The 23,538-nt window shown below is 60.1% G+C and carries 21 protein-coding genes and 1 tRNA gene; 12 read left to right on the top strand and 10 right to left on the bottom strand.

The genetic code is table 11. The features are described 5' to 3' along the window. Positions 1-7: 7 nt before the first annotated feature. Complete coding sequence (locus tag MTP43_RS11660; RefSeq protein ID WP_181967323.1) at positions 8-148, top strand: hypothetical protein; 141 nt, start codon at positions 8-10, stop codon at positions 146-148. A gap of 921 nt (positions 149-1,069) precedes the next feature. On the opposite strand, the gene MTP43_RS11655 is transcribed toward MTP43_RS11660, so the two are convergent. The 3 genes from MTP43_RS11655 to MTP43_RS11645 form a co-directional block, all read right to left on the bottom strand. Beyond that, the gene (locus MTP43_RS11655; protein ID WP_117529839.1) at positions 1,070-3,493 is read right to left on the bottom strand and encodes a homocysteine S-methyltransferase family protein; all 2,424 of its coding nucleotides are present in this window, start codon (positions 3,491-3,493) and stop codon (positions 1,070-1,072) included. Then, positions 3,480-4,169 (bottom strand): methionine synthase, encoded by a 690-nt coding sequence (locus MTP43_RS11650; RefSeq protein ID WP_117526425.1) that lies wholly within the window; start codon positions 4,167-4,169, stop codon positions 3,480-3,482. The genes MTP43_RS11655 and MTP43_RS11650 overlap by 14 nt, the downstream gene beginning before the upstream one ends. Positions 4,170-4,399: 230 nt before the next feature. Next, positions 4,400-4,472 (bottom strand) — tRNA-Pro (locus MTP43_RS11645). 335 nt (positions 4,473-4,807) lie between these two features. Between MTP43_RS11645 and MTP43_RS11640 the strand changes: the two genes are divergently transcribed. Together MTP43_RS11640 and MTP43_RS11635 are read left to right on the top strand one after the other, a co-directional pair. After that, positions 4,808-5,155 (top strand): Hpt domain-containing protein, encoded by a 348-nt coding sequence (locus MTP43_RS11640; RefSeq protein WP_113992570.1) that lies wholly within the window; start codon positions 4,808-4,810, stop codon positions 5,153-5,155. Positions 5,156-5,294: 139 nt separating this feature from the next. Beyond that, positions 5,295-6,287, top strand: coding sequence for a D-2-hydroxyacid dehydrogenase (locus MTP43_RS11635; RefSeq protein WP_117526427.1), 993 nt, complete (start codon positions 5,295-5,297; stop codon positions 6,285-6,287). A 55-nt stretch (positions 6,288-6,342) separates the two neighbouring features. Here MTP43_RS11635 and MTP43_RS11630 read toward each other — a convergent pair whose 3' ends face one another. The 4 genes from MTP43_RS11630 to uxaC form a co-directional block, all read right to left on the bottom strand. Beyond that, positions 6,343-6,732 (bottom strand): FMN-binding protein, encoded by a 390-nt coding sequence (locus MTP43_RS11630; protein WP_117526429.1) that lies wholly within the window; start codon positions 6,730-6,732, stop codon positions 6,343-6,345. A gap of 27 nt (positions 6,733-6,759) precedes the next feature. Next, positions 6,760-8,418: a glutamine--tRNA ligase/YqeY domain fusion protein gene (locus MTP43_RS11625; RefSeq protein ID WP_113620809.1), complete on the bottom strand. Its 1,659-nt coding sequence runs from the start codon at positions 8,416-8,418 to the stop codon at positions 6,760-6,762. 183 nt (positions 8,419-8,601) lie between these two features. Next, the gene (locus tag MTP43_RS11620; RefSeq protein ID WP_015537478.1) at positions 8,602-9,486 is read right to left on the bottom strand and encodes a YitT family protein; all 885 of its coding nucleotides are present in this window, start codon (positions 9,484-9,486) and stop codon (positions 8,602-8,604) included. Positions 9,487-9,732: 246 nt separating this feature from the next. Beyond that, positions 9,733-11,166, bottom strand: coding sequence for a glucuronate isomerase (uxaC, locus tag MTP43_RS11615; RefSeq protein WP_117526431.1), 1,434 nt, complete (start codon positions 11,164-11,166; stop codon positions 9,733-9,735). 321 nt (positions 11,167-11,487) lie between these two features. Here uxaC and MTP43_RS11610 point away from each other — a divergent pair, with 321 nt between their 5' ends. The 4 genes from MTP43_RS11610 (at position 11,488) to MTP43_RS11595 (ending at position 15,730) form a co-directional block, all read left to right on the top strand. Beyond that, positions 11,488-13,002: a tagaturonate reductase gene (locus MTP43_RS11610; RefSeq protein WP_097783182.1), complete on the top strand. Its 1,515-nt coding sequence runs from the start codon at positions 11,488-11,490 to the stop codon at positions 13,000-13,002. A gap of 83 nt (positions 13,003-13,085) precedes the next feature. Next, positions 13,086-14,576, top strand: a complete 1,491-nt coding sequence (locus MTP43_RS11605; protein ID WP_117526433.1) for a UxaA family hydrolase — start codon at positions 13,086-13,088, stop codon at positions 14,574-14,576. Between the two features lie 76 nt (positions 14,577-14,652). Continuing rightward, positions 14,653-14,805 carry a hypothetical protein gene (locus MTP43_RS11600; protein WP_005920785.1) on the top strand — a complete coding sequence of 51 codons (153 nt, stop codon included), beginning with the start codon at positions 14,653-14,655 and terminating at the stop codon, positions 14,803-14,805. A gap of 43 nt (positions 14,806-14,848) precedes the next feature. After that, positions 14,849-15,730, top strand: a complete 882-nt coding sequence (locus tag MTP43_RS11595) for an aldose epimerase family protein (RefSeq protein WP_249234832.1) — start codon at positions 14,849-14,851, stop codon at positions 15,728-15,730. A 205-nt stretch (positions 15,731-15,935) separates the two neighbouring features. Here MTP43_RS11595 and MTP43_RS11590 read toward each other — a convergent pair whose 3' ends face one another. Further along, on the bottom strand, positions 15,936-16,346 hold the full coding sequence (locus MTP43_RS11590; protein ID WP_005920779.1) for a NifB/NifX family molybdenum-iron cluster-binding protein: 411 nt from the start codon (positions 16,344-16,346) through the stop codon (positions 15,936-15,938). A gap of 182 nt (positions 16,347-16,528) precedes the next feature. On the opposite strand from MTP43_RS11590, the gene MTP43_RS11585 reads away from it, so the two are divergent. After that, positions 16,529-17,320 (top strand): YoaK family protein, encoded by a 792-nt coding sequence (locus tag MTP43_RS11585; protein ID WP_112120961.1) that lies wholly within the window; start codon positions 16,529-16,531, stop codon positions 17,318-17,320. A gap of 145 nt (positions 17,321-17,465) precedes the next feature. Here the strand turns inward: MTP43_RS11585 and MTP43_RS11580 are convergent, their stop codons facing one another. Further along, positions 17,466-18,377, bottom strand: a complete 912-nt coding sequence (locus tag MTP43_RS11580; protein WP_113620812.1) for a LysR family transcriptional regulator — start codon at positions 18,375-18,377, stop codon at positions 17,466-17,468. Between the two features lie 251 nt (positions 18,378-18,628). Between MTP43_RS11580 and MTP43_RS11575 the strand changes: the two genes are divergently transcribed. Both MTP43_RS11575 and pyrB read left to right on the top strand, forming a co-directional pair. Then, positions 18,629-19,939, top strand: a complete 1,311-nt coding sequence (locus MTP43_RS11575; RefSeq protein ID WP_005920770.1) for an adenylosuccinate synthase — start codon at positions 18,629-18,631, stop codon at positions 19,937-19,939. After that, positions 19,936-20,886, top strand: coding sequence for an aspartate carbamoyltransferase (gene pyrB, locus MTP43_RS11570; protein ID WP_044959689.1), 951 nt, complete (start codon positions 19,936-19,938; stop codon positions 20,884-20,886). Before MTP43_RS11575 ends, pyrB begins: the two co-directional genes overlap by 4 nt. 84 nt (positions 20,887-20,970) lie before the next feature. Here pyrB and MTP43_RS11565 read toward each other — a convergent pair whose 3' ends face one another. Beyond that, positions 20,971-21,153, bottom strand: a complete 183-nt coding sequence (locus MTP43_RS11565; protein WP_005920766.1) for a hypothetical protein — start codon at positions 21,151-21,153, stop codon at positions 20,971-20,973. Between the two features lie 113 nt (positions 21,154-21,266). Here MTP43_RS11565 and MTP43_RS11560 point away from each other — a divergent pair, with 113 nt between their 5' ends. Both MTP43_RS11560 and MTP43_RS11555 read left to right on the top strand, forming a co-directional pair. After that, positions 21,267-22,205 (top strand): ribonuclease Z, encoded by a 939-nt coding sequence (locus tag MTP43_RS11560; RefSeq protein ID WP_005920762.1) that lies wholly within the window; start codon positions 21,267-21,269, stop codon positions 22,203-22,205. Continuing rightward, positions 22,202-23,536: a CCA tRNA nucleotidyltransferase gene (locus MTP43_RS11555; protein WP_005920761.1), complete on the top strand. Its 1,335-nt coding sequence runs from the start codon at positions 22,202-22,204 to the stop codon at positions 23,534-23,536. The genes MTP43_RS11560 and MTP43_RS11555 overlap by 4 nt, the downstream gene beginning before the upstream one ends. The last annotated feature ends 2 nt before the right edge of the window (positions 23,537-23,538 follow it).

The following is a 23,538-nucleotide window of genomic DNA, read 5'->3' as shown; positions in this document are numbered from 1 at the left end:
GGACGAGATGCCGGGCATGATCCGGCCGGACCTGCAGGCGCTGCCGCAGCATTTTCAGCTGGCAGAAAAAGTGGAGCATCGCGCCCTGCCGGATTGCCATTTGATACAACAGGTTTATTGCAAACTGAAGGAAACAGCGGTACAATAGCAACGGGAGACACGGTGCTACGGGACCTTTTTAGTCTTTTCCCCGCATACATACGCGAGGGTGATCCCATCTCTCCCTCGCCGGTGCGGAGCCACTGCTCCTTTTCCCCGCATACGCAGGGGTGATCCTATGTTATTGCGTGGATATACGCAACAACAAATCTTTTCCCCGCATGCGCGGGGGTGATCCCTGCAACGCCAACTTCCGCGGCATGATGGACTACTTTTCCCCGCATACGCGGGGCTTACCAAAAGACCCCTCGCAAGGTTTTGCGCGAGCGCCTGAAAAAAGTACCCATAAAGCAAACGAACCGCCCCGGTTTCCGTGATGGAAGCCGGGGCGGTTTTTGTGTACAGGAGACCGGGCGGCAGGGGGGTTCTTCCGCCCGGCGCTTTCTTGCATTTCACGGAAAAATGCGCAAACAAAAAGCAGGCAGTGTCGTGGAAAGGAGGAGGAAAGCGACACTGCCTGCTGTATAGGAACCCCTGAACATTGCGGCTTGATCAGGAGGGATTTGGTAGTCTGTCCGCCGTTCTGGCTATTGCCTCGCATAGAAACGGGAGACAGTTTTTATGGGCCTGCTGTGCGCCGCTGCTGCGGCCGCATCCGCAGGAAAATGTGCCTGCATGGGCTTTGCGGGGAGAACCTTTCGGAGGTTATGGGGGATATCCGTTCCGTTCTCCCTGAGTGCACCCTTATTATGCCAGACAATCGTGGCAATTCTTTGTGGTAATTTTGAACAGTTTGCAAATATTGCAGTTTGCGTTTATAATGTCCGAGCAACATCCGCAAACTGCATATCGCAAATATGCCGTTTTGACAGGCACTGTTTTTGAAAATTGCGATAAACGCCCTGCCCATGAAAAAAGACTGCTGAAAAGTCCGCGCTTTTCAGCAGTCTGAATCTGAAATTTTTCCGCGTTACACTCCAAAGAACTCCTTGGCGATGTCGGCGCTGCGCTTGGCGTCTTTGGCGTACCAGTCCGCGCCGATCTTCTCAGCGTATTCCGGGGTCAGCACGGCACCGCCTACCATGATCTTGCAGTCGAGCTTAGCGGCGTGCAGGGCGGCGATGGTCTCCTCCATGCTTTTCAGGGTGGTGGTCATCAGGGCGGAAAGGCCTACCAGATGCACGTCCTTTTCCCGCACGGTGTCCACCACCGTCTCCACCGGTACGTCCCGGCCAAGATCCAGCACCTCAAAGCCGTAGTTTTCCAGAATGACCCGGACGATATTCTTGCCAATGTCGTGCACGTCGCCCTTGACGGTGGCAAGGACGATACGTCCCTTGCTGGCGCTGCCCTCGCCCTTTTGGGCAATGGCGGTCTTGATCTCCTCAAAGGCGCTCTGGGCGGCGCTGGCAGCCTGCAGCAGCTGCGGCAGGAACAGGGTGCCTTTTTCGTATTTGGCACCCACGATGTCCAAAGCGGGGATCAAGGCTTCGTCCACCACCTCCAGCGGCTGCTTTTCCGCCAGCAGGGCACGGGTATGGGCGGCGGCATCACCCTTCAAGCCCTTTTCCACCGCTTTCATCAGGGCGGCGTAGGGACCGGTGAGTTCTGCTTCGGCAGCACTGGCGGCAGGCACGGCTTTTGCAGCCTGTGCCAGCGCGGTGCTGGCGGGCACACGGTCGGCAAAGCGCTCTATGTACTTTGTGCTCTGCTTGTCCCGGTTGGTCAGCACGTTGTAGGCGTACACCGCCGCCATCATCTCTTCGCTGGAGGGGTTCATGATGGCAAGGTCCAGCCCGGCGTACATGGCCATGGTCAAAAAGGTGGTGTTCAGGTAGGTGCGGCAGGGCAGACCAAAGCTGATGTTGGACACGCCCAGCACGGTGCGCACTCCCAGCTCCTTTTTGCAGGCTTCCAGCGCCTGCACCGTGGCCAGCACATCCTCCTGCTGGGCGCTGGCGGTCAGGGTAAGGCAGTCGATGTAGATATCCTCCCGGGGGATGCCCGCTGCCAGCGCTGCCTCGGTGATGCGGCGGGCAATGGCCACACGGTCTGCGGCCTTGGGCTGGATGCCTTTTTCGTCGATGGCAAGACCCACGATGGCGGCACCGTACTTCTTGCACAGCGGCAGGATGGCGGCGAGCTTTTCCAGCTCGCCGTTGGTGGAGTTGACGATGGGCTTGCCGTTGTACACCCGCAGACCCCGCGCCAGCGCTTCCACGTTGGAGGAGTCCAGCTGCAAAGGCAGGCTGGTCACGCTTTGCAGCGCCTTGACCACCTGCTCCATCAGCACCGGCTCGTCTACGCCGGGTGCGCCCACGTTCACGTCCAGAATCTGCGCACCGGCCTCTGCCTGACTGACGGCCTGCTCCAGCACATAGTTCATGTCGCCTTCCCGCAATGCCTGCTGGAAGCGCTTTTTGCCGGTGGGGTTGATGCGCTCGCCCACCACTGTGATGCCGTCCACCGTGACCGTGTCCACCGGGGTGCACAGCACTGAGGGCATCCGGTGCGCGGGACGCCCCGGGGTGCAGCCTGCAAAGGTGCCGTTGAGCAGCTTGATGAACTCCGGGGTGGTGCCACAGCAGCCGCCGGCGGCAAACAGGCGCAGCTCCCGGTAGGGCTTCATCTGCAAGGCAAACAGCTGCGGGGTGATATCGTAGCCGCTGCCGTCCGCCCGGGGCAGACCGGCGTTGGGCTTGACGAACACCGGGAAGTTGCCGGGCACGGCTTCTGCCAGCCGCTTTGCCATAGGAAAGATCTCTTTGGGTCCCAGCGAGCAGTTGATGCCCACGGCGTCTGCCCCCAAGCCCCGGGCGGTGGCGGCAAAGCTTTCCACTGTGCAGCCGGTAAAGGTGCGCCCGCCTGCTTCAAAGCTCATGCTGGCCAGAATGGGCAGATGGGTGTTTTCCTTGGCAGCCAGCAGGGCGGCTTTCAGCTCATACAGGTCGGTGTAGGTCTCGAAAAAGATCAGGTCTGCCCCGGCGGCTTCGCCTGCCTTGACGATGCGGGCATACTCAGCCACAGCATCCTCAAAGGCCAGCGTTCCGCTGGGTTCCAGCAGCTCGCCCAGCGGGCCTACGTCCAGCGCGGTCAGCGCACCGTAGGGCGCACAGGCGCGCTTGCAGTTTTCAATGCCTGCGGTGATGACCTGCTCCAGCGTGTAAGCACTGCCTGCCAGCTTGTGGGCAGAAGCGCCGAAGGTGTTGGCGTTGACGATGCGGCTGCCCGCCGCAGCGTACTGCCCATGGATGCCCTCGATGAGCGCCGGGTCGGTGATATTCAGTTCCTCCGGGCGTGCGCCCAGCTTGAGCCCGGCAGCTTGCAGCATGGTGCCCATGCCGCCGTCCAGCAGGATGGTATTGCTCTGTCTGAAAAGTTCATTCACTTGCACAGGTCTTTCCCCTCTTTCTGTATTCGCAGCGGGTGCGCAGCACGCAATGGCCGCACCCGGCCAGTTGTCCTTTTACCGGGTGGTCGCTGACCCCCAGCAGGGCGGTCACGCTCTTGCGCGGGGTCATCAGGTTGGTGTCGGTGACACACAGCCCGGCCTTGCGCACGGTGTCCAGTGCCGCTGCCACCATCGGCTGCACCGCGATGTCCCAATCGCCGTAGCCGGGCGAAAAGCGCCCGGTCAGATACTTTCCCTCCGTGGCCGCCCACTGGCGCAGCTGCGCCTCGGCGGCATCGGCGGCCTGCTCGGCCAGTGCGCTGCCCAAGGCATCGGAGGCTACCCCGGCGGCGATATCGCCAACGCCTGCCCGGCGGATCTGGGCATCCACCCCGGGACCCAGCGTCACCGCCAGCAGAATGGCCTGCCCGCAGCCGGTCAGGTGCTTGTGCACATCCTCGCCGGGCAGAAGCCCGGCCTCGGTCAGGGCAGGGGTGTCTGCCAGCAGCCACACCGCCCGGGGCATCGCCGCCGCCAGCAACGGCACGGCGCATTTTTGCAGCAGTGCCAGCGTGGTAGCGTCCGGTTCGCCGTGCGCGCCGAAATACCGCGCCGCCTGTACAAGATCTACGGCCTGCGGTTTTTCTATCGCCAGCGGGCGGGGCACACCGATCGCCATGGGCCGCACCTCCTTACTTCGCTCGAATAAAGTACTATTCAGTATACCGCACTTGTGGGCTTTTATCAATCCCGCAAAAGGGGAGGAAATAGAAAAAGGCTACTCTGTTTTTGGAAAACGGTCTTGCAGTGTGCGCAGTTTTTGCACACTTTCAGATATCCTCCCGGCAATTTCAACAACAAAACAAAAACGCACGCTGATCCTCATCGAATCAACGTGCGTTTGCAGGATCGGAGTGGCGAGACTCGAACTCGCGGCCTCCTGCTCCCAAAGCAGGCGCGCTACCAACTGCGCAACACCCCGGCATCTGGCGGCACGGCTGCACCGCCAGAATATAGTATATCTTTTTTTGCGCGGTTCGTCAATACAGAATCCGCAGTTAGGGGCATTGGTGCTTTTCGACTTTTTCAGCCAATAAAAGCAGCAGTGAGGAAGCGGGCGATGACGGGCATCTTTTGCAAAAAGGTGAGGTTTTGGTGCAACTGCCGAAAAGCGGATGCAAAAACTGGACAGAACACAAAATTTGTTGCGCTCTAGTTGCAAGCTGGCTGGAAAGGTGCTATCATAGCACTATATCGCCGGGAAGTGTGGCGGTGGGAAATTAGACAGAGGCTGAAAAGAAAGGCACGGCGTAAGCGATGACGATACAGGAATGCTATAAAAAGATGGGCGCAGACTATCAGGAGGTGCTGGGGCGGCTGCACAACGAAGCCATGATCGGCAAATTCGTGCGGATGTTCTTGCAGGACGACAGCTTTCAGATCCTGGAGGAAGCGCTGCGCAGGGGAGACGTAAAAGAGGCATTTCGTGGGGCGCATACCCTCAAGGGCGTCTGCCAGAATCTTGGCTTTTCCAACCTGTATGCGCCCGCCTATACCCTGACCGAGACCCTGCGCGCCGGGCAGCTGGAGGGCACACAGGAGCAGTTTGCAAAGGTGGAAGAGCAGTATCAATGCACGATGGACGCCATCCGTGCACTGGACTGAAAGATAATGCGGTGCCGGGCAGCTTTCGGGTTGCCCGGCGTTGTTCTTTTACGGGATGCGCCTGAAAGTACAGAACCGCCCCTTGTACCGCCGCGCAGTTTGCGGTATGATAGACAAAAAGAGGGAAGGAGACCCTATTATGTCTAAACATATCCTTGTCTGCCTGCCCATCAGTGCAGAGCAGAGAGTCCGCATTGAGACGGTGCAGGGCTTTGAATACCGTTTTACCACCCCGGACACCGCCACGGCAGAGGATGCTTTGTGGGCCGATGCCGTGCTGGGCAACCTGCCGGTGCCGCTGATCCGGCAAAACGATCATCTGGAGTGGTTCCAGTCCAACGCAGCCGGCCCTAATAACTATCTGGAGCCGGGGGTGCTGCCGGAGGGCTGCATCGTGACCAACGCCACCGGCGCTTACGGGCTGGCCATCAGCGAGTGTATGCTGGCGCTGTGGCTCAGCCTGCTCAAGGAGCTGCCCACCTACCGGGATAACCAGCGGGAGCACCGCTGGGCGCCCACCGGCCACTCTGTGGGCAGCATCGCGGGCAGCCGGGTGCTGTGCGTGGGCATGGGCGATATCGGCTCTAACTTTGCCCGGCGGGCTCATGCGCTGGGAGCCGAGGTGGTGGGCGTGCGCCGCACCGTGCACCCAGACACCCCCTGCCCGGACTACTGCACCCGTGTGGTGGCGCAGAGCGAACTGGACGCAGAGCTGCCGCAGGCCGACCTTGTGGCGCTGAGCCTGCCTGACACGCCGGAGACACGGCATCTGTTCAACGCCGGGCGGATGGCGCTCTGCAAGCCCGGCGCCATCCTGCTCAATGTGGGACGGGGCACTGCTGTGGACGGCGAGGCACTGGCGGCGGCGGTGCACAGCGGGCAGCTCTCCGGTGCAGGGCTGGATGTGACCGACCCCGAGCCGCTGCCGCCGGAGCATCCCTTGTGGGCAGAGCCCAACGTGATCATCACGCCCCATGTCACCGGCGGCTTCAGCCTGCCCAAGACGCTGGACAACATCGTGGATATCTTTGCGCACAACCTCAGGCGCTATGCCGCCGGTCAGCCGCTGGATAACCAGATGGACCGCCGCACCCAGTACGCCAGCGGCGCACGGCTGCAAAGCACACTGTAAAACAAAAAACTGCCGCACAACTGTGCGGCAGTTTTTGTTTCTGTGGTTTACAGCATCACTGCGCCTGCGCAAGGCAGGCGTCCATGGCGGTAAAGATGGCCTCGCTGGTCAGGGTAGCACCGGTTATAGCGTCTGCACCGGCGGTGGAGCCGGTCTGTGTCAGCTGCGCAGCCAGTGTCTCAGCGGCTTTGCCGCCCAGCTCCGGGGTCTCGGCAGAAGCGTCCACCTGCACGGCGGTCACCTTGCCACCGGTCACGGTGACTGTGACAGTCACCTCGCCCATGCAGCCCTGTGCAGCAGAGGTGTAGCTGCCGTCGGTCAGGGGAGCGGCGTTGTCGGCAGCGGGTACGGTGCCGGTGTTGTGGATATACAGGTTCAGCACAATGCCCATCAGCACGGTGGCCACCAGCATAAGCAGGATATTACGGGTCATTTTTGCGGTCATGGTATGGTATCTTCTCCTTGCGGGTGATTATTTTGCGGGCTTGAAGCTGTCACGCAGGGTGACCACACGGTTGTACACGCCGGGGTTCTTGCTGTCCGGGGTAAAGAAGCCGGTGCGCACGAACTGGAACTTTTCGCCGGGCTTTGCGTCCTTCAGGCTCTCTTCCAGCTTGCAGCCGGTGCGTACGGTAACGCTTTCCGGGTTCAGGTAGTCTTTGTAATCGCTGCCCTCGGGGATGCCGTTCATGTTGGCTTCGGTGAACAGCTTGTCGTACAGACGCACCTCGGCGTCCACGCAGTGCGCAGCGCTTACCCAGTGGATGGTGCCCTTGACCTTGCGGCCGTCGGCGGGGTTGCCGTTGCCGGTCTCGAGGTCGGCGGTGCAGTGGATGGCGGCAATGCTGCCGTCGGCGTTCTTGTCCACGCCGGTGCACTTGACGATATAAGCACCCATCAGACGCACCTCGCCGTCCACGGTCAGACGCTTGAACTTGGGAGGCGGCACCTCGGCAAAGTCCTCGGCGTCGATCCACAGCTCACGGGTAAAGGCGACCTTGCGGGTGGTGGTATCGTTGGCTTCACGGTTGGGGTTGTTGGCTACGTCAAAGTACTCGGTCTTGTCGGCGGGGTAGTTGTCCACCACCAGCTTGACCGGCTCCAGCACGGCAATGCGGCGCTGTGCGGTCAGGTCCAGCTCGCTGCGGATGCAGGCTTCCAGCTGGCGCATATCGATCAGGTTGTCAGACTTGGAGATACCGGCCTCCCGCACGAAAGTGAAGATGGAGGTGGGGGTGTAGCCGCGGCGGCGCAGACCGCACAGGGTGGGCATACGGGGATCGTCCCAGCCGTCCACGATGCCCATCTCCACCAGCTCGCGCAGGTAGCGCTTGCTCATGACCGTGTTGGTCATGTTCAGGCGGGCGAACTCGCGCTGCTTGGGGAACTCGGCACCGAAGATGTTCTCAATGACCCAGTTGTACAGCGGGCGATGGTTCTCGAACTCCAGACTGCACATACTGTGGGTGATGCCCTCGATGGCGTCCTGAATGGGGTGGGCGAAGTCGTACATGGGGTAGATGCACCACTTGCTGCCCTGACGGTGATGCTCGGCGTACTTGATGCGGTAGATGGCCGGGTCGCGCATATTCATGTTGGGGCTTGCCAGATCGATCTTGGCGCGCAGGGTCTTTTCGCCTTCCTTGAACTCACCGGCACGCATCCGGCGGAACAGGTCAAGGTTCTCTTCCGGGCTGCGGTCGCGCCACGGGGACGGGCGGGAGGGCTTGCCGGCATCGGAGCCGCGGTACTCGCGCATCTCCTCGCGGGTCAGGTCGTCCACATAGGCTTTTCCCTCGGTGATCAGCTTCTCGGCGTACTCATAGCACTTATCAAAGTAATCGCTGCCGTAGAAGATGCCGCCGTTGGGGTCAGCACCCAGCCAGTGCAGATCCTCGATGATGCTGTTGACATACTCCTCGCCTTCGCGGGCGGGGTTGGTGTCGTCCAGACGCAGGTTGAATTTGCCGCCGTACTGGTTGGCGATGGACCAGTTGATATAGATGGCCTTGGCGCTGCCGATGTGCAGATAGCCGTTGGGCTCCGGCGGGAAGCGGGTGTGGATCTGCTGCACCTTGCCCTCGGCAAGGTCGGCATCGATGATATCTGTCAGAAAGTTTTTATCAGCCATATAGGTTCCCCCTGTCAGGGCACACAGCGTGCCCCTTATACTCATAATACTATATAATACACTATTTTGCGTTTTTCTTCAAGTATGGACTTGTGCGGCGGGGGGCAATCCTCTGAATAAAGGCTTCCCCCGGCCGGGGGAAGCCTTTAGCGGAAAATGGATGAAAAAGGATACGAAGCGGTCTTAGTTGAAGGAGCGGAAGCCCTTACCGATGATCTCGCTGGAGTTGACGATGGTGATAAAGCTGTGCGGGTCGTTCTCCCGCAGGAAGTTGCGCAGCTGCAAAGCCTGACGGCGGGTAAGCACGGTCACCAGCACGCTGAGCTCGTGGTGGGTGTAGGCACCGTAGGCCTTTTCCACAGTGGCAGAGCGGTTCATATCGTGGATGATGAAGTCCAGAATGGGCTGCGGGTTCGCAGTCATAATGGTGCACACCTTGCGCAGGCGGATGTTTTCAATGGCACCGTCCACCACGAAGGACTTGCCGATAAGGCCGAGGATACAGTACAGGCCGGTGCCCATACCGAACCGCACGGCGGCCGCCAGCACGATGAGGATATCGCTGACCATCAGCGCCTTGCCGATCTCCATGGAGGTGTACTTGGCAAGGATCAGCGCCACGATGTCGGTGCCGCCGGTGGAGGCGCCGATGTCAAACACGATGGCAGCGCCCAGCGCGGGCAGGAACACCGCGAACACCAGATCCAGCATGGCGTCGCCGCTCAGGGACACGCCGGAGGGGTACAGCCACTCGCAGCCGGACACGAAAAAGGAGAGCGCAAAGGAGGAGTAGATCGTCCAGCCCATGCACTTGACGCCCAAAAAGATAAAGCCCAGCACCACCAGCACGATGTTGATGATCCACATAAAGCCGCCCACGTTGATGCGGGGGAACAGGTCTGCCAGCAGGATGGACAGGCCGGAGGTGCCGCCGAAGGCGAAGTGGTTGGGATTTTTAAAATATACGATGCCCACTGCCGTAAGCACAAGACCGAGGTTCAACAGGGCAAAGAAATTTAGATCCTTCAGCAGATTCTCGCGGCTGAAGGCTTCTTTTAAACCGTTCATGGGTTTCCTCCATCAAAAAATACAGTAATATGGCCTGAATGCCATGCAAAAATATACTCCCCTTATACGGGGAAGTCAAGGGATAACGGAGAAGTTGTAGAAAAAGACGGAAAACAACCGATAAAAGGTGAAAAAACAGGAACATCCGGTGCATTTTGGACGTAAAAGGGCAAAACAAAGCGCCGCCCGCAGACAAAGCTGTCTGCGGGCGGCGCGGAGATTCAGTTCAGGAAAAGGGGAAAGCGCTTACAGGTTGAAGTAACGCTTTGCGTTGTCGAAGCAGATGCCCTTGACGATCTTCTCCAGAGCCTTCTCATCGTTGGGATACTCGCCATCCTCGACCCACTGGCCGATGATGTTGCACAGGATGCGGCGGAAGTAATCGTGACGGGTGTAGCTCAGGAAGCTGCGGCTGTCGGTCAGCATACCCACAAAGTTGCCCAGCAGGCCAAGGCTTGCCAGACGGATCATCTGATCCTCCATGCCGATCTTGTGGTCGTTGAACCACCATGCAGAACCGTGCTGGATCTTGCCCGGCACCTCGCTGTTCTGGAAGCAGCCCAGAATGGTGCCGATCTGTGCATCGTCGGCGGGGTTCAGGCTGTAGATGATGGTCTTGGGGCACTCGTCGGTGTCGTTCAGGGCGCTGAGCAGCTGTGCGATCTCGCCGCCGCAGGTGGCGGTGTTGATCATGTCAAAGCCGGTGTCGGGGCCCAGCAGGCTGTTCATCTTGCGGTTCACGCCGCGCAGGCAGTTGTAGTGGATCTGCATGGCAATGCCCAGACGATGGTACTGCTTGCCCAGATGGATCAGGATGTAGGTCTGGTACTTCTCAGCCTCTTCCACGGTGCAGCTCTCGCCCTTCATCACCTTCTGGTAGATGGCGTTCACCTCGTCCTTGGTGGCCTCACGGTAGGGAACATAATCCAGACCATGGTCGGAAGCGCGGCAGCCCATCTCAGCAAAGAACTCGATGCGCTTGGTCAGGGCATCGGTCACGCAGTCGATGCAGGCCAGCTTTTCCTTGCCCACAACGGCAGCCAGCTTAGCCATGTACTCAGCAAAGCCGGGCTTGTTGATGTTGAGGGCCTTATCCGGGCGGAAGGAGGGAGCCACGGTGAACTTGATGGTGGGATCTTCCTTGATCTTCTTGTGCCAGTACAGGTCGTCGATGGGGTCATCGGTGGTGCCGATGAAGGCCACGTTGCTCTGCTCGATCAGGCCGCGGACGGTCAGTTTGGGATCGTGCTGCAGCTTGTCGTTGCACAGGTTCCACACTTCCTCAGAGGTGTCGCCGTTCAGCACGCCGTCGTAGCCAAAGAAAACGTGCAGCTCCAGATTGGTCCAGTGGTACATGGGATTGCCGATGGCCATGGGCAGAGCCTCGGCAAACTTCTGGAAGCGCTCGCGGTCGGGCTTATCACCGGTGATGTACTCCTCGGGCACGCCGTTGGAACGCATCACGCGCCACTTATAATGATCGCCGAAGTAGCTGCCGTCCGGGTTACGGCCGCCCAGCCACACCTGAGTAATGTTCTCGAAGCGGCGGTTCTCGTAGATCTCGCGGGGAGGAATATGGCAGTGATAGTCGCAGATGGGCATAGCAGCTGCATAGTCGTGATACAGATGCTGTGCGGTAGCAGACTGGAGCATGAAGTCCTTATCCATAAATGCTTTCATGGGATTTTAACTCCTTTTCTCTGATGAATTTGTTAAAATTTAGACAAAAACGGGCATGAAATTGCACCTGCTTGGAACGGGCAGGCTGCCTTATCCTTAGTATACCGGAAAACGCCGATGTATACAACTGAAAAACTGCCAAAATTTCACCCTTGGAATTGTACAAACCGCTGGAAATGCGCTGAATGGCCATTTTTGGACTAAAAACATTGCACAAAACACTTGACTTCTTTGTATACAACAGCATAAAATAGGAGCAGAAGATGGCAGGGAAAACGAGAGCCTGCCATGCAAAGCAAGTTTATAAAGGAGATCAATAAGATGGAAACTTTGAACTACAAGGTTCTGGAAGGCACTGGCTACAACGGCTACATCCTGAAGGATGCTCCCGTTAAGGTGATGCAGTTCGGCGAGGGCAACTTCCTGCGCGCTTTCGTGGATTATTTCTACGATATTGCAAACGAGAAGGCCGGCTACAACGGCAAGGTCAAGCTGGTGCAGCCCATCGGCAACTTCCCCCAGATGGCAGACTGGATCAACGAGCAGGAGGGTCTGTACACCCTGTACCTGCGCGGTAGCGAAAAGGGCCAGAAGGTGGACGCAAAGCGGGTGATCTCCTGCGTGTCTGACTGCGTGTGCCCCTACATCGATGGCAAGTGGGACGAAGTTCTGGCTCTGGCTCGCTCTGAGGATCTGGAAACTGTTGTATCCAATACCACCGAGGCCGGCATTGCCTACACCAAGGGCGACAGCCAGTTCGATCAGGTTCCCCCCAACAGCTTCCCCGCAAAGCTGACCCGCGTGCTGTTCGAGCGCTACAAGGCTTTCAACGGCGCTGCCGATAAGGGTCTGGTCATCCTGAGCTGCGAGCTGATCGACAACAACGGCAAGGAGCTGCAGAAGTGCTGCAACAACTACGCTAAGGATTGGGATCTGGAGCCCGCTTTCATCGACTGGATGAACACCGCCAACACCTTCTGCTCCACTCTGGTGGACCGCATCGTTCCGGGCCGCATCCGTGACCCGCAGGAGCTGGCTGCTCTGGAAGAGGCCAACGGCTACCACGATGCCGCTCTGGACGTGGGCGAAGTGTTCGGCGTCTGGGTCATCGAGGGCCCCGCAGGTCTGGAGGACAAGCTGCCGTTCAAGAAGGCCGGCGTCAACGTCATGGTCGTGCCCGACGTTACCCCCTACAAGAAGCGCAAGGTCCGCATCCTGAATGGCGCACACACCGGTTTTGTGCTGGGCGCTTATCTGGCAGGCTTTGACATCGTGCGCGACTGCATGCACAACGATACCGTGCGCGGCTTTATGAACAAGATGCTGCACGAGGAGATCATCCCCACCTTGCCGCTGGACAAGAAGGATCTGGAAGACTTTGCCTCTGCTGTTGAGGATCGCTTCAACAACCCCTTCGTCAACCACGAGCTGATGAGCATCTCCCTGAACTCCACCTCCAAGTGGAAGGCTCGCAATATGCCCTCCTTCCTCGCTTACATCGAGGAGCAGAAGCAGCTGCCCAAGTGCCTGACCATGTCTCTGGCAGCCTACATCGCCTTCTACTCCAACGATATTCAGGAGCGCACCGCAGACGGCCTGATCTGCAAGCGCCCCGCAGGCAACACCTACAAGATCCAGGACGACGCATGGGCTCTGGACTTCTACTACGCACACAAGGACGACACCGCTGCGCAGCTGGTGCACGCTGTGCTGACCAACACCCAGATGTGGGATCAGGATCTGACCAAGATCGAGGGTCTGGAGGCTGCTGTGCTGGCAGATCTGGAAATGATCCGCACCCAGGGTGCCGAGGCTGCTTACAAGAGCTGCCTGTAAGCTGAAAATCAACCTACCCGCACAACAAAGGGCTGCTGCTTTGGGCAGCAGCCCTTTTGTGCGATACGATAAGGAGAACAACTATGCCGCAGGCAATTCATATCAGCCCCATCGACAATGTGGTCGTTGCCCTGCACCCCATTGCCAAGGGCACGCTGGTGGAGGTGGACGGTCTTGCCGTCACCGCACTGGAGGATATCCCGCAGGGTCACAAGATGGCAGTCAAGCCCATTAAGAACGGCGAGAACGTCATCAAGTACGGCTTCCCCATCGGTCACGCCACCGCAGACGCCGCCCCCGGCACCTGGATGCACACCCATAATGTGCACACCAACCTGTCCGGCGAGGTGGAGTACAGCTACAACCCCGCCCCGGATCTGGCTCCGCTGCCTAAGGTCGAGCCGGAGACCTTTATGGGCTTCCGCCGTAAGGACGGCCGCGCCGCCATCCGCAACGAGATCTGGATCATCCCCACCGTGGGCTGCGTGAACGATATCGCCAAGAAGATGGTTGCCGACAATCAGGATCTGGTCACCGGCTCCATCGAGGGTCTGTACACCTTCACCCATCCCTTCGGCTGCAGCCAGACCGGTCACGACCACGCACAGACCCGCAAGCTGCTGGCTGCGCTGGTGCGCCACCCCAATGCTGCTGCCGTTCTGGTGCTGCATCTGGGCTGCGAGAACCTGCAGCACGATCAGTTCGTGGAAGAGCTGGGCGAGTACGACCACGACCGCGTCAAGTTCCTGACCTGTCAGGACGTGGAGGACGAGTTTGCCGCCGCCCGCGATATCCTGAAAGAGCTGGCTGCCTACGCCGGGCAGTTTGAGCGCCAGCCCATCCCCGTGTCGGAGCTGGTGGTGGGCATGAAGTGCGGCGGCTCGGACGGCTTGTCCGGCATCACCGCCAACCCCACCATCGGCCGCTTCTCCGACATGATGGGTCAGCGCGGCGGCTCTACCGTGCTGACCGAGGTGCCCGAGATGTTCGGTGCAGAGGGCTTCCTGATGGATCGCTGCATCAACAAGGAAGTGTTCGTCAAGGCCGAGCACATGATCAACGGCTTCAAGGAATACTTCATCAGCCACAACGAGGTGGTGTACGATAACCCCTCTCCGGGCAACAAGGCCGGCGGCATCACCACGCTGGAGGATAAGAGCTGCGGCTGTGTGCAGAAGGGCGGCACCGCCCCCATCATGGACGTCATCGGCTACGGCGACCCCGTGGTGACCAAGGGTCTGAATATGCTCTACGGCCCCGGCAACGATCTGGTTTCCGCCACCGCCATGACGGCAGCAGGCGCACACCTGATCCTGTTCTCCACCGGCCGCGGCACCCCGTTCTCCGCTCCGGCTCCCACCCTGAAGATCTCCACCAACACCCCGCTGGCAGAGAAGAAGGGCGGCTGGATCGATTTCAACACCGGTGTCATCGCAGACGGTGAAAAGACCATTGACGAGGCTGCAAAGGATCTGCTGGATCTGGTCATCCGCGTGGCCAGCGGCGAGCAGACCAAGGCGGAAAAGCACGGCTTCCGCGAGATCTCCATCTTCAAGGACGGCGTGGTTCTGTAACTGAAAAAAGGGCTGCTGTACGGCAAAAAGCGGTACGGCGGCCTTTTTGTGCATAAAAAGAAAGGAAGTGTATGAAATGTTGGGCACAAATGGAGTGCTGCTGTTGACACTGCTGCTTTATGCGGCTATCATTTATGGTGTAGTACGATTGATCAAATATTTTATCCGCTACGGCATCGATTACTACTTCAAAAAGCTGGATGCACGGCAGACCGAGCAAGAAAAATGACCCGCCGGGGCGACCCGGCGGCAATAATAGGAGGCTTTTACTTATGAATCAGATCACCACCCGGTACATCACCGAGAACGGCGCCTGCTACGAGCAGTACGTCATCACCGACCCCGAGGCAAAGACCGCCCTCACCATCACCCCGGAGCGCGGCGGTATGATCACCAGCTTTACGCTGGACGGCGAGGAGTTCGTCTGGACCCGCCGCCCCAATTTCTCGGAGTGCAACCGTCCCCGCTTTGGCGTGCCGGTGCTGTTCCCCAGCTGCGGCAACCCGGACAACGGCGTGCACATCTTTGACGGCAAGGCTTACCCCATGGAGACCCACGGCTTTGCCGACCTGTGCGCATGGGAAGTGGAAAGCGTTGGCCCGGACGGCGTGACGCTGGCACTGGAGTCCACCCCGCTGACCAAGTTCCTCTACCCGTTCGATTTCACCCTGCTGCTCAACTATAATCTGGAGGGCAACAAGGCTCTGGTCAGCCTGACCGTCATCAACGAGGGCGACACCGATATGCCCTTCAGCTTTGGCTACCACCCCTACTTTACCGCCTCCAAGCTGGAGAACGTGGAATTCGACATCAAGTGCGCCACCTGCTCCGACAACGCCAAGGGCGAGCAGCCCGCCGCCCCGGAAAAGATCACCCTCACCCGCAAGGAGGGCGCAGACAACTCTGTCCGTCTGCTGACCGGCGTGCAGTTCCCCATGACCCTGACCGACAAGGGCAACGGCCACAAGGTGACCGTAGACGCCGACGAGACCTTTGAAAACGGCGTGCTGTGGCAGCAGGATGCCGAGAGCTTTGTCTGCATGGAGCCTTGGAACGGCTGGGCCAACAGCGTGAACGAGGAAGGCAAGCACGAGGTGCTGGAGCCGGACGAGGCCATGACCAGCGAGTGGAGCATCACCATCGAGAAGGTCTGAGTACTTTTCTGAATAGCATTTTTTAGCAAAATCGGGCAGCCTGCGGGCTGCCCGATTTTGCTTACTCCTTTCCGTGAAAAAAGGGGTTCTGAAAAGCCCGCAGGCTTTTCAGAACCCCGAAATTTAAATATCTTTTCCTCTGAAAATGCCCAGAGCGCAAGCGGAGGGCATTCAAAATCGTCCCGCCCGGAAAGGGGAGCGGCCTTTAGTGGCAGCTACCGGTGCAGCCGCCCTTGTCGGCGTGGCAGGCATGAGAGCCGCAGCTGTGGCCCTCCTCGTGGTCGTGGTGGGTGCAGCGGGCGTTGGGGTCAAAGACCAGCGTGCCGGCAAGATAAGCCGCCGCAGCGCTGTCGGCGTCGCCGGTAATGCCACCGCACAGCCGGATGCCGGCCTGTGCCAGCGCCATCTGTGCCCCGCCGCCAATGCCGCCGCACAGCAGCACGTTCACGCCGTTGCGCACCAGAAAGCCCACCAGTGCGCCATGACCCTGTCCGTCGGTGGAGACCACCTCGGCACCGGTAATGCGGCCCTCCTCGGCGGTGTACAGCTTGAACTGCGCAGAGTGGCCGAAGTGCTGGAACACCTGACCGTTTTCGTAGGGAATTGCGATCTTCATAATAAGAGCTCCTTCCTGTATGCAATATTCTCTTTCCCTATTCTAACAGATTGCGGTGAAATAGGGAAGGACACCCGCGCTTTTTGTGCCTTTTGGAGCGGAAAACATAGCCGGTATGTAAAAATGATATCAGAAACTGCTGCAAAATGTATTATAATAGAGCCCGAAAAGAGGGTACAAGTATGAAAACAAAGCATCACGGGCAAATGTCCGAGTCCTTTCTTACGGCGGTGTTCCTTTCGCTGTCCGGCGGCTTGCAGGATGCCTACACCTATCTGTTCCGGGGCAAGGTGTTTGCCAATGCCCAGACCGGCAATATCGTGCTGCTGAGCACCAATATCATGGATGGCCGGTGGGATAAGGTGCTGCACTATCTGGTGCCGTTGTGCGCCTTTGCGCTGGGGGTTCTGGCTGCGGAAAAAATGCGGGAGCACTTTCAGGCGATGCAGCGGCTGCACTGGCGGCAGCTGGTGGTGCTGGGCGAGGTGCTGCTGCTGTTCGCGGTGGGCTTTCTGCCGCAATCGCAGAACCTGCTGGCCAACGCCATTGTTTCCTTCTCCTGCGCCATGCAGGTACAGGCTTTCCGCAAGGTGAACGGCTACGCCTTTGCCAGTACCATGTGCATCGGCGACCTGCGCAGCGGCGTGGAGGCCTTTTGCATCTGGCGCAAGTCCCATGAACCCCACGCAAAGGATAGGATGGTGCGCTACTTCGGCATCATATTCCTGTTCGCGTTGGGGGCAGGGCTGGGCAGCAAGAGCGCGGCGCAGCTGGGCGGCAGAGCCATCTGGCTCTCCTGCTGCTTTTTGCTGGTCAGCTTTACGCTGATGTTCATACGGGAAGAGCTGGAGGAGAACCCGGTCATCGAAAAAGACCTGACCGCCATCCGGCAGGAGACCCGGGAGATCGACCGCACCCTGAAGCAGGAGCTGCAGGAGGAGCAGCGGGAGCTGACGCAGAGCGCCCGGAAATAACAAAAAAGGGGCTGTTGCACATCATTGGTGCAGCAGCCCTTTTTGGCTGAAAGCTGTCGGAACAAAAGGCTTCCCCCGACCGGGGGAAGCCTTTTGTAGAAACCGTTAGGATTGCAGTCGTGTAATAACGCCCGGAGTATTGGTTTTATTTACGCTCTGCGCTCCGTGTCCCGGCCTTGGTCAGCAGCTGCTGGAATTTCCGGGCGGCGGTGTTCAGCGGGCGGTGATGGTCGTACACAAGGCAGATGGAGCGGGAGGGGATGATCTCCTGCAAGTGCAGCTGTACCAGCTCTCCGCTGGCCAGCAGGGGTGCTGCCATGGGCTCTGGCATAAAGGCCAGTCCCAACTCGCTTTTGACCAGCGTGAGCATCTGGTCGGTGGTGGCGGCCTCGGTGTCAGGTTTCAGCACCGCGTCGTGCTCCAGAAAGAACTGCCGGTAAAAGCTGCGGGTCATGCTCTCCTCGTTCAGGCAGATCAGGGGATAACCGGCCAGTTCCTTCAGGCTCAGGGTCTGGCTGGCCAGCGCCGTAAAGGTCCTGCCGCCCACAAGGACTTCATAAAAGGGCATCAGCTCTACCATTTTCAGCCCGTTTTCCACCTCTGCGGGGGTGGTCACGATGGCAAAATCTACCTCGCCGTTGCGTACCGCCTGCACCGCCTGCGGAGTGGAGTGGTTGGAGATGCGCAGCCGGATGCCCGGGTACTCTGTATGGAAAGCGCGCAGCTTTTCGGACAGGTAGATGTTCAAAGCGGTCTCGGTGGTGCTGATGCTGATGGCACCGTGCTCCAGCGTGGCGGTGGCGCTCAGTTCCTCCTCGGCATCCTGTATCTGCACCGCTGCTGAGGCAATGCGGGAATACAGCAGCTCTCCCTCCGGCGTTAAGGTGACGCCCCGGTTGGAGCGGATGAACAGCACGCAGTTCAGCTGGCTTTCCAGCCGGTTCATGGCGTGGGTGATGTTGGGCTGATTATTGCCCAGCACCCGCGCCGCGCGGGTAAAGTTCTGATACTTTGCCACATAGTAAAAGATTTTGTAGTATTCCCAGTCCACATACATAGGTGCGGCCCTCTTTCCTGTCGGGCTTCCGGCGCGGCCAGCGGCAGAAGCGGCTTTATGCTCTTCTTGTATCATAGCACGGCGCGCCGGAATTGCAAGCGCTTTTTACGGCTTGGCTGTGCCGGATGCGGGCAGCAGCCTCTGCAATGTAAAAAACATATTGCTGCTATACACAGGATACTTTTTACATATTCTCTGCACGCTCGTATAATAGACACCGCGAACAGGAAACAAGAATGAAAAGAAGGTAAATGAAGTTTATGCTGACCGCTGTTACTGGAATCAACTGGGGCGATGAGGGCAAGGGCCGCGTCATCGACCTGCTGGCCGAAAATGCCGATATCGTTGCGCGCTATCAGGGCGGCAACAATGCCGGTCATACCGTTGTGACCGAGAAGGGCAAGTTCATCCTGAACCTGCTGCCCTCCGGCATCCTGCACCCGGAGGTGACCTGCGTGCTGGGCACCGGTATGGTGATCGACCTCGAGCATCTGGCCGGAGAGATGGAGGCCATTGAAGCGCGCGGCGTAAAGGTGGAGCCGGAGAACCTGAAGCTCTCCGATAAAGCTACCATCTCCATGCCGTGGCACAAGGTACAGGATGGGCTGGAAGAGGACCGCCTTGCCAAAAAGGGCGGCGCGTTCGGCTCTACCCGGCGCGGCATTGCCTACGCTTACAGCGACAAGTACCGCAAAAAGACCCTGCGGCTGGGTGACCTTTTGCATCTGGACGAGGAGCGCACCCAGAACCGCCTGCACATGATCCTGGACGCCAAGAACATGGAGCTGGCAGGCTGCTATCATCAGGAGCCCATGAGCTACGATGCCCTGCTGAACTGGTGCAGGCAGCAGGCAGCGTACTTTGCGCCCTTCATCTGTGATGTAGGCGCTTTCTTGCAGCAGGCGCACGATAGCGGCAAGCGCATCGTGCTGGAAGCGCAGCTGGGCGCAATGCGGGATATCGACTACGGCATCTTCCCGTTCACTTCCAGCTCTAACACGCTGGCGGCCTACGCGCCGCTGGGTGCGGGCATCCCCAACTGCAAGCTGGACCATGTGGTGGGCGTGCTGAAAGCCTACTCCACCTGCGTGGGCGCAGGCCCCTTTGCAGCAGAGAATGCAATGGGCGAAGCGTGGAACGAAAAGCTGCGCAAGGCCGGCGGCGAGTACGGCGCGGCCACCGGACGTCCCCGCCGGGTAGGCCCCTTTGACTGCGTTGCCAGCCGCTACGGCCTGCAATGTCAGGGCGCGGATAAGATCGCACTGACCAAGCTGGACGTGCTGAGCAGCATGAAGCAGATCCCGGTCATCACCGGTTACAAGCTGGACGGCGTGGAAGTCCCCCGCTTCGACACCCTGTCCGACCTTGACCGTGTGCAGCCGGTGGTCACGCTGCTGCCCGGCTGGAACAAGGATATCTCCGGCTGCCGCAGCTGGACGGAGCTGCCCAAGGAAGCCAAGGCCTATGTGGAGTTCCTTGAAAAGCAGCTGGGGCACGAGATCCAGTTTGTTTCCACCGGCGCCGAGCGCGAAAAGTTTGTGCTGAAGGGAGAATGGCTGTGAGACATTTTATTGAGCCCGGCAGCTTTTCTCTGGCCGAGCAGCTGGCACTGCTCGACCTTGCCGACCGGATGGAGGCTGACCCCGCGCCCTACGCCCACCTGTGTGACGGCCGCATTCTGGCCACCCTGTTCTACGAGCCCAGCACCCGCACCCGCCTTTCCTTCGAGTCCGCCATGCTGCGGCTGGGCGGCAAGACGCTGGGCTTTGCCGGGGCGCAGCTTTCCAGCGCCAGCAAGGGCGAAACGGTGGCCGATACTGCCCGTGTGGTGAGCAACTATGCAGACGTCATTGCCATGCGCCACCCCAAGGAGGGCGCACCGTTGCGGGCGTCCATGTATGCGCGGGTGCCCGTCATCAATGCAGGCGATGGCGGCCACGCCCACCCCTCCCAGACCATGATTGACCTGATGACCATCCGCCAGCGCAAGGGGCGGCTGGATCATTTGACCATCGGCTTCTGCGGCGACCTCAAGTTCGGCCGGACGGTGCACTCCCTCACCGCCGCGCTGAGCCAGTTCGAGGGCAACCGGTTCGTGTTCATCTCGCCCGAGGAACTGCGCATCCCGCAGTACGTCAAGGACGAGACCCTGACTCCGCTGCACCAGAACTATAAAGAGACCGCCGACCTTGAGGCCGAGTTGCCCGGGCTGGACGTACTGTACATGACCCGCATCCAGCAGGAGCGCTTTTTCAACGAAGAGGACTATCTGCGGTTGAAAGGCTGCTATGCGCTGGACGAAAAGCTGCTGCAGCTGGCACCGCCCACCATGCCGGTGCTGCATCCGCTCCCCCGCATCGACGAGATCAAGCCGGACGTGGACAACGACCCCCGCGCCGCTTATTTCGATCAGGTGCATAACGGTGTGTATATCCGCATGGCCATTATACTGGCGCTGCTGGGCATCCCCGACCCGCTGACCGGGAAAAAGGTATTGGAAAGTTTATAAATTGGAAACAGGGCTGCTGCACAAAGTAACGTGCAGCAGCCCTGTTTTTGCGTCTGGTGATTCATGAAATGAAAATTTTTCCCGCTACCCCCGCAGTGGCGGGTCTGGCACAAAAATCATGGTGCCCCGGGCAGAAAAAAGCAGCTGTGGCATCATGCAGCTGTACCCCAGCCACAGCACCGCCAGAATGCACAGCACCAAAAGCACCCTGCGCAAAAGCACCGGATGCCGGGCGGGGGAATAGCGTTTTCTGCGGTCACGCTGCATAGGCTGCGCCCTCCTTTTTCAAGGCTTTGCCCAGCTTATGCTGCGGCAGAAAGAATTGTGCACAAGCGGGGTTTGTGGTAAGATAACAGGAAAGAACCACGGAGGAACTGCTTATGCTGACCATTACACTGCTGGGCACGGCTGCCACCATGCCGCTGCCGGAGCGCGCCCTGACCGCCGCGGTGGCGGAGTGCGGCGGGCACAGCCTGCTGCTGGACTGCGGCGAGGGCACCCAGACCGCTGCCCGCCGCGCCGGGGTGAACCTGATGCGCGCGGACGCCATCTGTCTGACCCACTACCACGGGGATCATATTTTTGGTCTGCCCGGGCTTTTGCAGACCCTTGGGGCGCAGGGGCGCACCCGTTCGCTGGTGCTGCTGGGGCCGGAGGGGCTTTTGGAGGTCTGGCGGGCGGTGTATGCTCTGACCGGGCCGCTGCCCTACGCGGTAAAACCGCTGGTCTGCCGCGCCGGGCAGCCTGTGGCGCTGGATGCTCTTTCGGATGGATGGCCCGCCGGGGCAACGCTGCTGCCGGTGGCAACAAAGCACCGGGTGCGCAGTCTGGGCTATCGGCTGGACTTGCCCCGGGCGGGCAGGTTCGACCCGGAAAAGGCGCGGGCACTGGGCGTACCGGTGACCCAGTGGCGGCTTTTGCAGCGGGGACAGGCTGTCCCGCTGGCAGAGCGTATGGTGCAGCCCGCCGAGGTGCTGGGCGCGCCCCGCAAGGGGCTGCGGTTCGTCTTTTCCGGCGACAGTGCGCCCTGCCCGGCGCTGGAACAGGCGGCGCAGGGGGCAGACCTGCTGCTCTGCGATGCCACCTATGCCCTGCCGGAGCAGCAGGAGCAGGCCGCGCAGTGGGGGCACAGCACCTTTGGCCAAAGCGCAGCGCTGGCGGCAAAAGCCGGGGCAAAGCGGCTGTGGCTGGTGCACTATTCCCCCATGGTCACCGACCCGGAGGAGCATCTTGCACAGGCGCAAAGCATCTTCCCGGCGGCAGAATGCGGCTTTGACGGCAAACGCATCACCCTGCATTACGAGGAGAACGAGGAATGAAGCTGACACTTGACCCCGGGGCAGCTGCCCTGCTGGACGCCCTGCACGCGGCGGGCTACGCAGCCTATGCCGTAGGCGGCTGCGTGCGGGACAGCCTTTTGGGGCGCACCGCCCACGACTGGGACCTGTGCACCAGTGCCCTGCCGCAGCAGGTGATGGAACTGTTCGGGACAGAGCAGTGCATCCCCACCGGTTTGCAGCACGGCACGGTCACCATCAAATACGGCGGGCAGCTGTACGAAACTACCACCTTCCGCACCGAGGGCAGCTATACCGATGGCCGTCACCCGGACGCGGTGCAGTTCGTACCGGACGTGCGGGAGGATCTTGCCCGGCGGGATTTTACCATCAACGCCATGGCGTATAATGCAGCCGAGGGGCTGGTAGACCCCTTTGGCGGGCAAAAAGACCTGCAAAACGGTCTGCTGCGTGCGGTGGGCGAGCCGCAGCAGCGGTTTACCGAGGACGCGCTGCGCATCCTGCGGCTGTACCGCTTTGCCGCAAGATTCGGCTTTACGCTGGACGCAGCCACAGCCCGGGCGGCGCGGCAGCTGGCACCGCATTTGGACTGCATCTCTGCCGAGCGCATTCAGGAGGAACTGGCAAAGCTGCTGGTTGCCCCGCAGCCGGGGGCGTATCTGGAACCCGCCGTGCTGGCGGTGGTGCTGCCGGAGTTGACCCCGGCGGCGCTTGAAGCCGCAAAGCCGGTGGTGGATGCCTGCCCGGCGGGGGAGGAGAACCTGCCGGTACGCTGGGCTGCGCTGCTGGGCACTCTGGGCGAGGCCGACACCCGCCGGGTGCTCAAGCGGCTGCGCTGCTCCAACGCCTGCATCGAGGAGACCGCCGTGCTGGTGCGGGAAACGGCAGGGGAGGGCGTGTGCGGGAGCTTTCTCCTCGGACACGAATCGGGCCATTCCATCGCCCGCCCTACTGCCTGCGGCAGCAGGGTCCCACCCCAGCGGACGGTCCTCGGAGAAACTCCCGCACACGCCCCGGAACGCGCCAGTGATATCCACCTTCGGCGGCTTTTAGGCCGATACGGGCTGTGCACCGTGGAGCGGCTGTGTGCGCTGTGCGCGGCGTTGCGCCCGCAAGCTGCCCCGGCTTGCGCCCTTGCGGCGCAGCGGGCACGGCAGCTGGAGGCTGACGGCGTATGCTGCCGGGTGCGCCAGCTGGCGGTGAACGGACGCGACCTGATGGCGGCGGGCATCCCGGCAGGGCCTGCGCTGCGCCGGGTGCTGGAAGCGCTGCTGGACGGCGTGATACGCGCAGAGTACCCCAACGAAAAACCGGCACTGCTGGCTGCGGCGCAGAAAATTATAGCGTCTTGACA

The organism is Faecalibacterium sp. IP-1-18, from assembly GCF_023347355.1.
GTDB classification, from domain to species: Bacteria; Bacillota; Clostridia; order Oscillospirales; family Ruminococcaceae; genus Faecalibacterium; species Faecalibacterium prausnitzii.
The sequence above is the reverse complement of the archived record's forward strand: the minus strand, read 5'-3'. Positions and strand labels throughout refer to the sequence as shown.

Excerpts from the sequence above, each read along its gene's own strand:
- MTP43_RS11660 (WP_181967323.1), top strand. The coding sequence starts at position 8 with ATGCCGGGCATGATCCGGCCGGACCTGCAGGCGCTGCCGCAGCATTTT.
- MTP43_RS11650 (WP_117526425.1), bottom strand. The coding sequence starts at position 4,169 with ATGGCGATCGGTGTGCCCCGCCCGCTGGCGATAGAAAAACCGCAGGCC.
- MTP43_RS11640 (WP_113992570.1), top strand. The coding sequence starts at position 4,808 with ATGACGATACAGGAATGCTATAAAAAGATGGGCGCAGACTATCAGGAG.
- MTP43_RS11635 (WP_117526427.1), top strand. The coding sequence starts at position 5,295 with ATGTCTAAACATATCCTTGTCTGCCTGCCCATCAGTGCAGAGCAGAGA.
- MTP43_RS11630 (WP_117526429.1), bottom strand. The coding sequence starts at position 6,732 with ATGACCGCAAAAATGACCCGTAATATCCTGCTTATGCTGGTGGCCACC.
- MTP43_RS11625 (WP_113620809.1), bottom strand. The coding sequence starts at position 8,418 with ATGGCTGATAAAAACTTTCTGACAGATATCATCGATGCCGACCTTGCC.
- MTP43_RS11620 (WP_015537478.1), bottom strand. The coding sequence starts at position 9,486 with ATGAACGGTTTAAAAGAAGCCTTCAGCCGCGAGAATCTGCTGAAGGAT.
- uxaC (WP_117526431.1), bottom strand. The coding sequence starts at position 11,166 with ATGAAAGCATTTATGGATAAGGACTTCATGCTCCAGTCTGCTACCGCA.
- MTP43_RS11610 (WP_097783182.1), top strand. The coding sequence starts at position 11,488 with ATGGAAACTTTGAACTACAAGGTTCTGGAAGGCACTGGCTACAACGGC.
- MTP43_RS11605 (WP_117526433.1), top strand. The coding sequence starts at position 13,086 with ATGCCGCAGGCAATTCATATCAGCCCCATCGACAATGTGGTCGTTGCC.
- MTP43_RS11600 (WP_005920785.1), top strand. The coding sequence starts at position 14,653 with ATGTTGGGCACAAATGGAGTGCTGCTGTTGACACTGCTGCTTTATGCG.
- MTP43_RS11595 (WP_249234832.1), top strand. The coding sequence starts at position 14,849 with ATGAATCAGATCACCACCCGGTACATCACCGAGAACGGCGCCTGCTAC.
- MTP43_RS11590 (WP_005920779.1), bottom strand. The coding sequence starts at position 16,346 with ATGAAGATCGCAATTCCCTACGAAAACGGTCAGGTGTTCCAGCACTTC.
- MTP43_RS11585 (WP_112120961.1), top strand. The coding sequence starts at position 16,529 with ATGAAAACAAAGCATCACGGGCAAATGTCCGAGTCCTTTCTTACGGCG.
- MTP43_RS11580 (WP_113620812.1), bottom strand. The coding sequence starts at position 18,377 with ATGTATGTGGACTGGGAATACTACAAAATCTTTTACTATGTGGCAAAG.
- MTP43_RS11575 (WP_005920770.1), top strand. The coding sequence starts at position 18,629 with ATGAAGTTTATGCTGACCGCTGTTACTGGAATCAACTGGGGCGATGAG.
- MTP43_RS11565 (WP_005920766.1), bottom strand. The coding sequence starts at position 21,153 with ATGCAGCGTGACCGCAGAAAACGCTATTCCCCCGCCCGGCATCCGGTG.
- MTP43_RS11560 (WP_005920762.1), top strand. The coding sequence starts at position 21,267 with ATGCTGACCATTACACTGCTGGGCACGGCTGCCACCATGCCGCTGCCG.
- MTP43_RS11555 (WP_005920761.1), top strand. The coding sequence starts at position 22,202 with ATGAAGCTGACACTTGACCCCGGGGCAGCTGCCCTGCTGGACGCCCTG.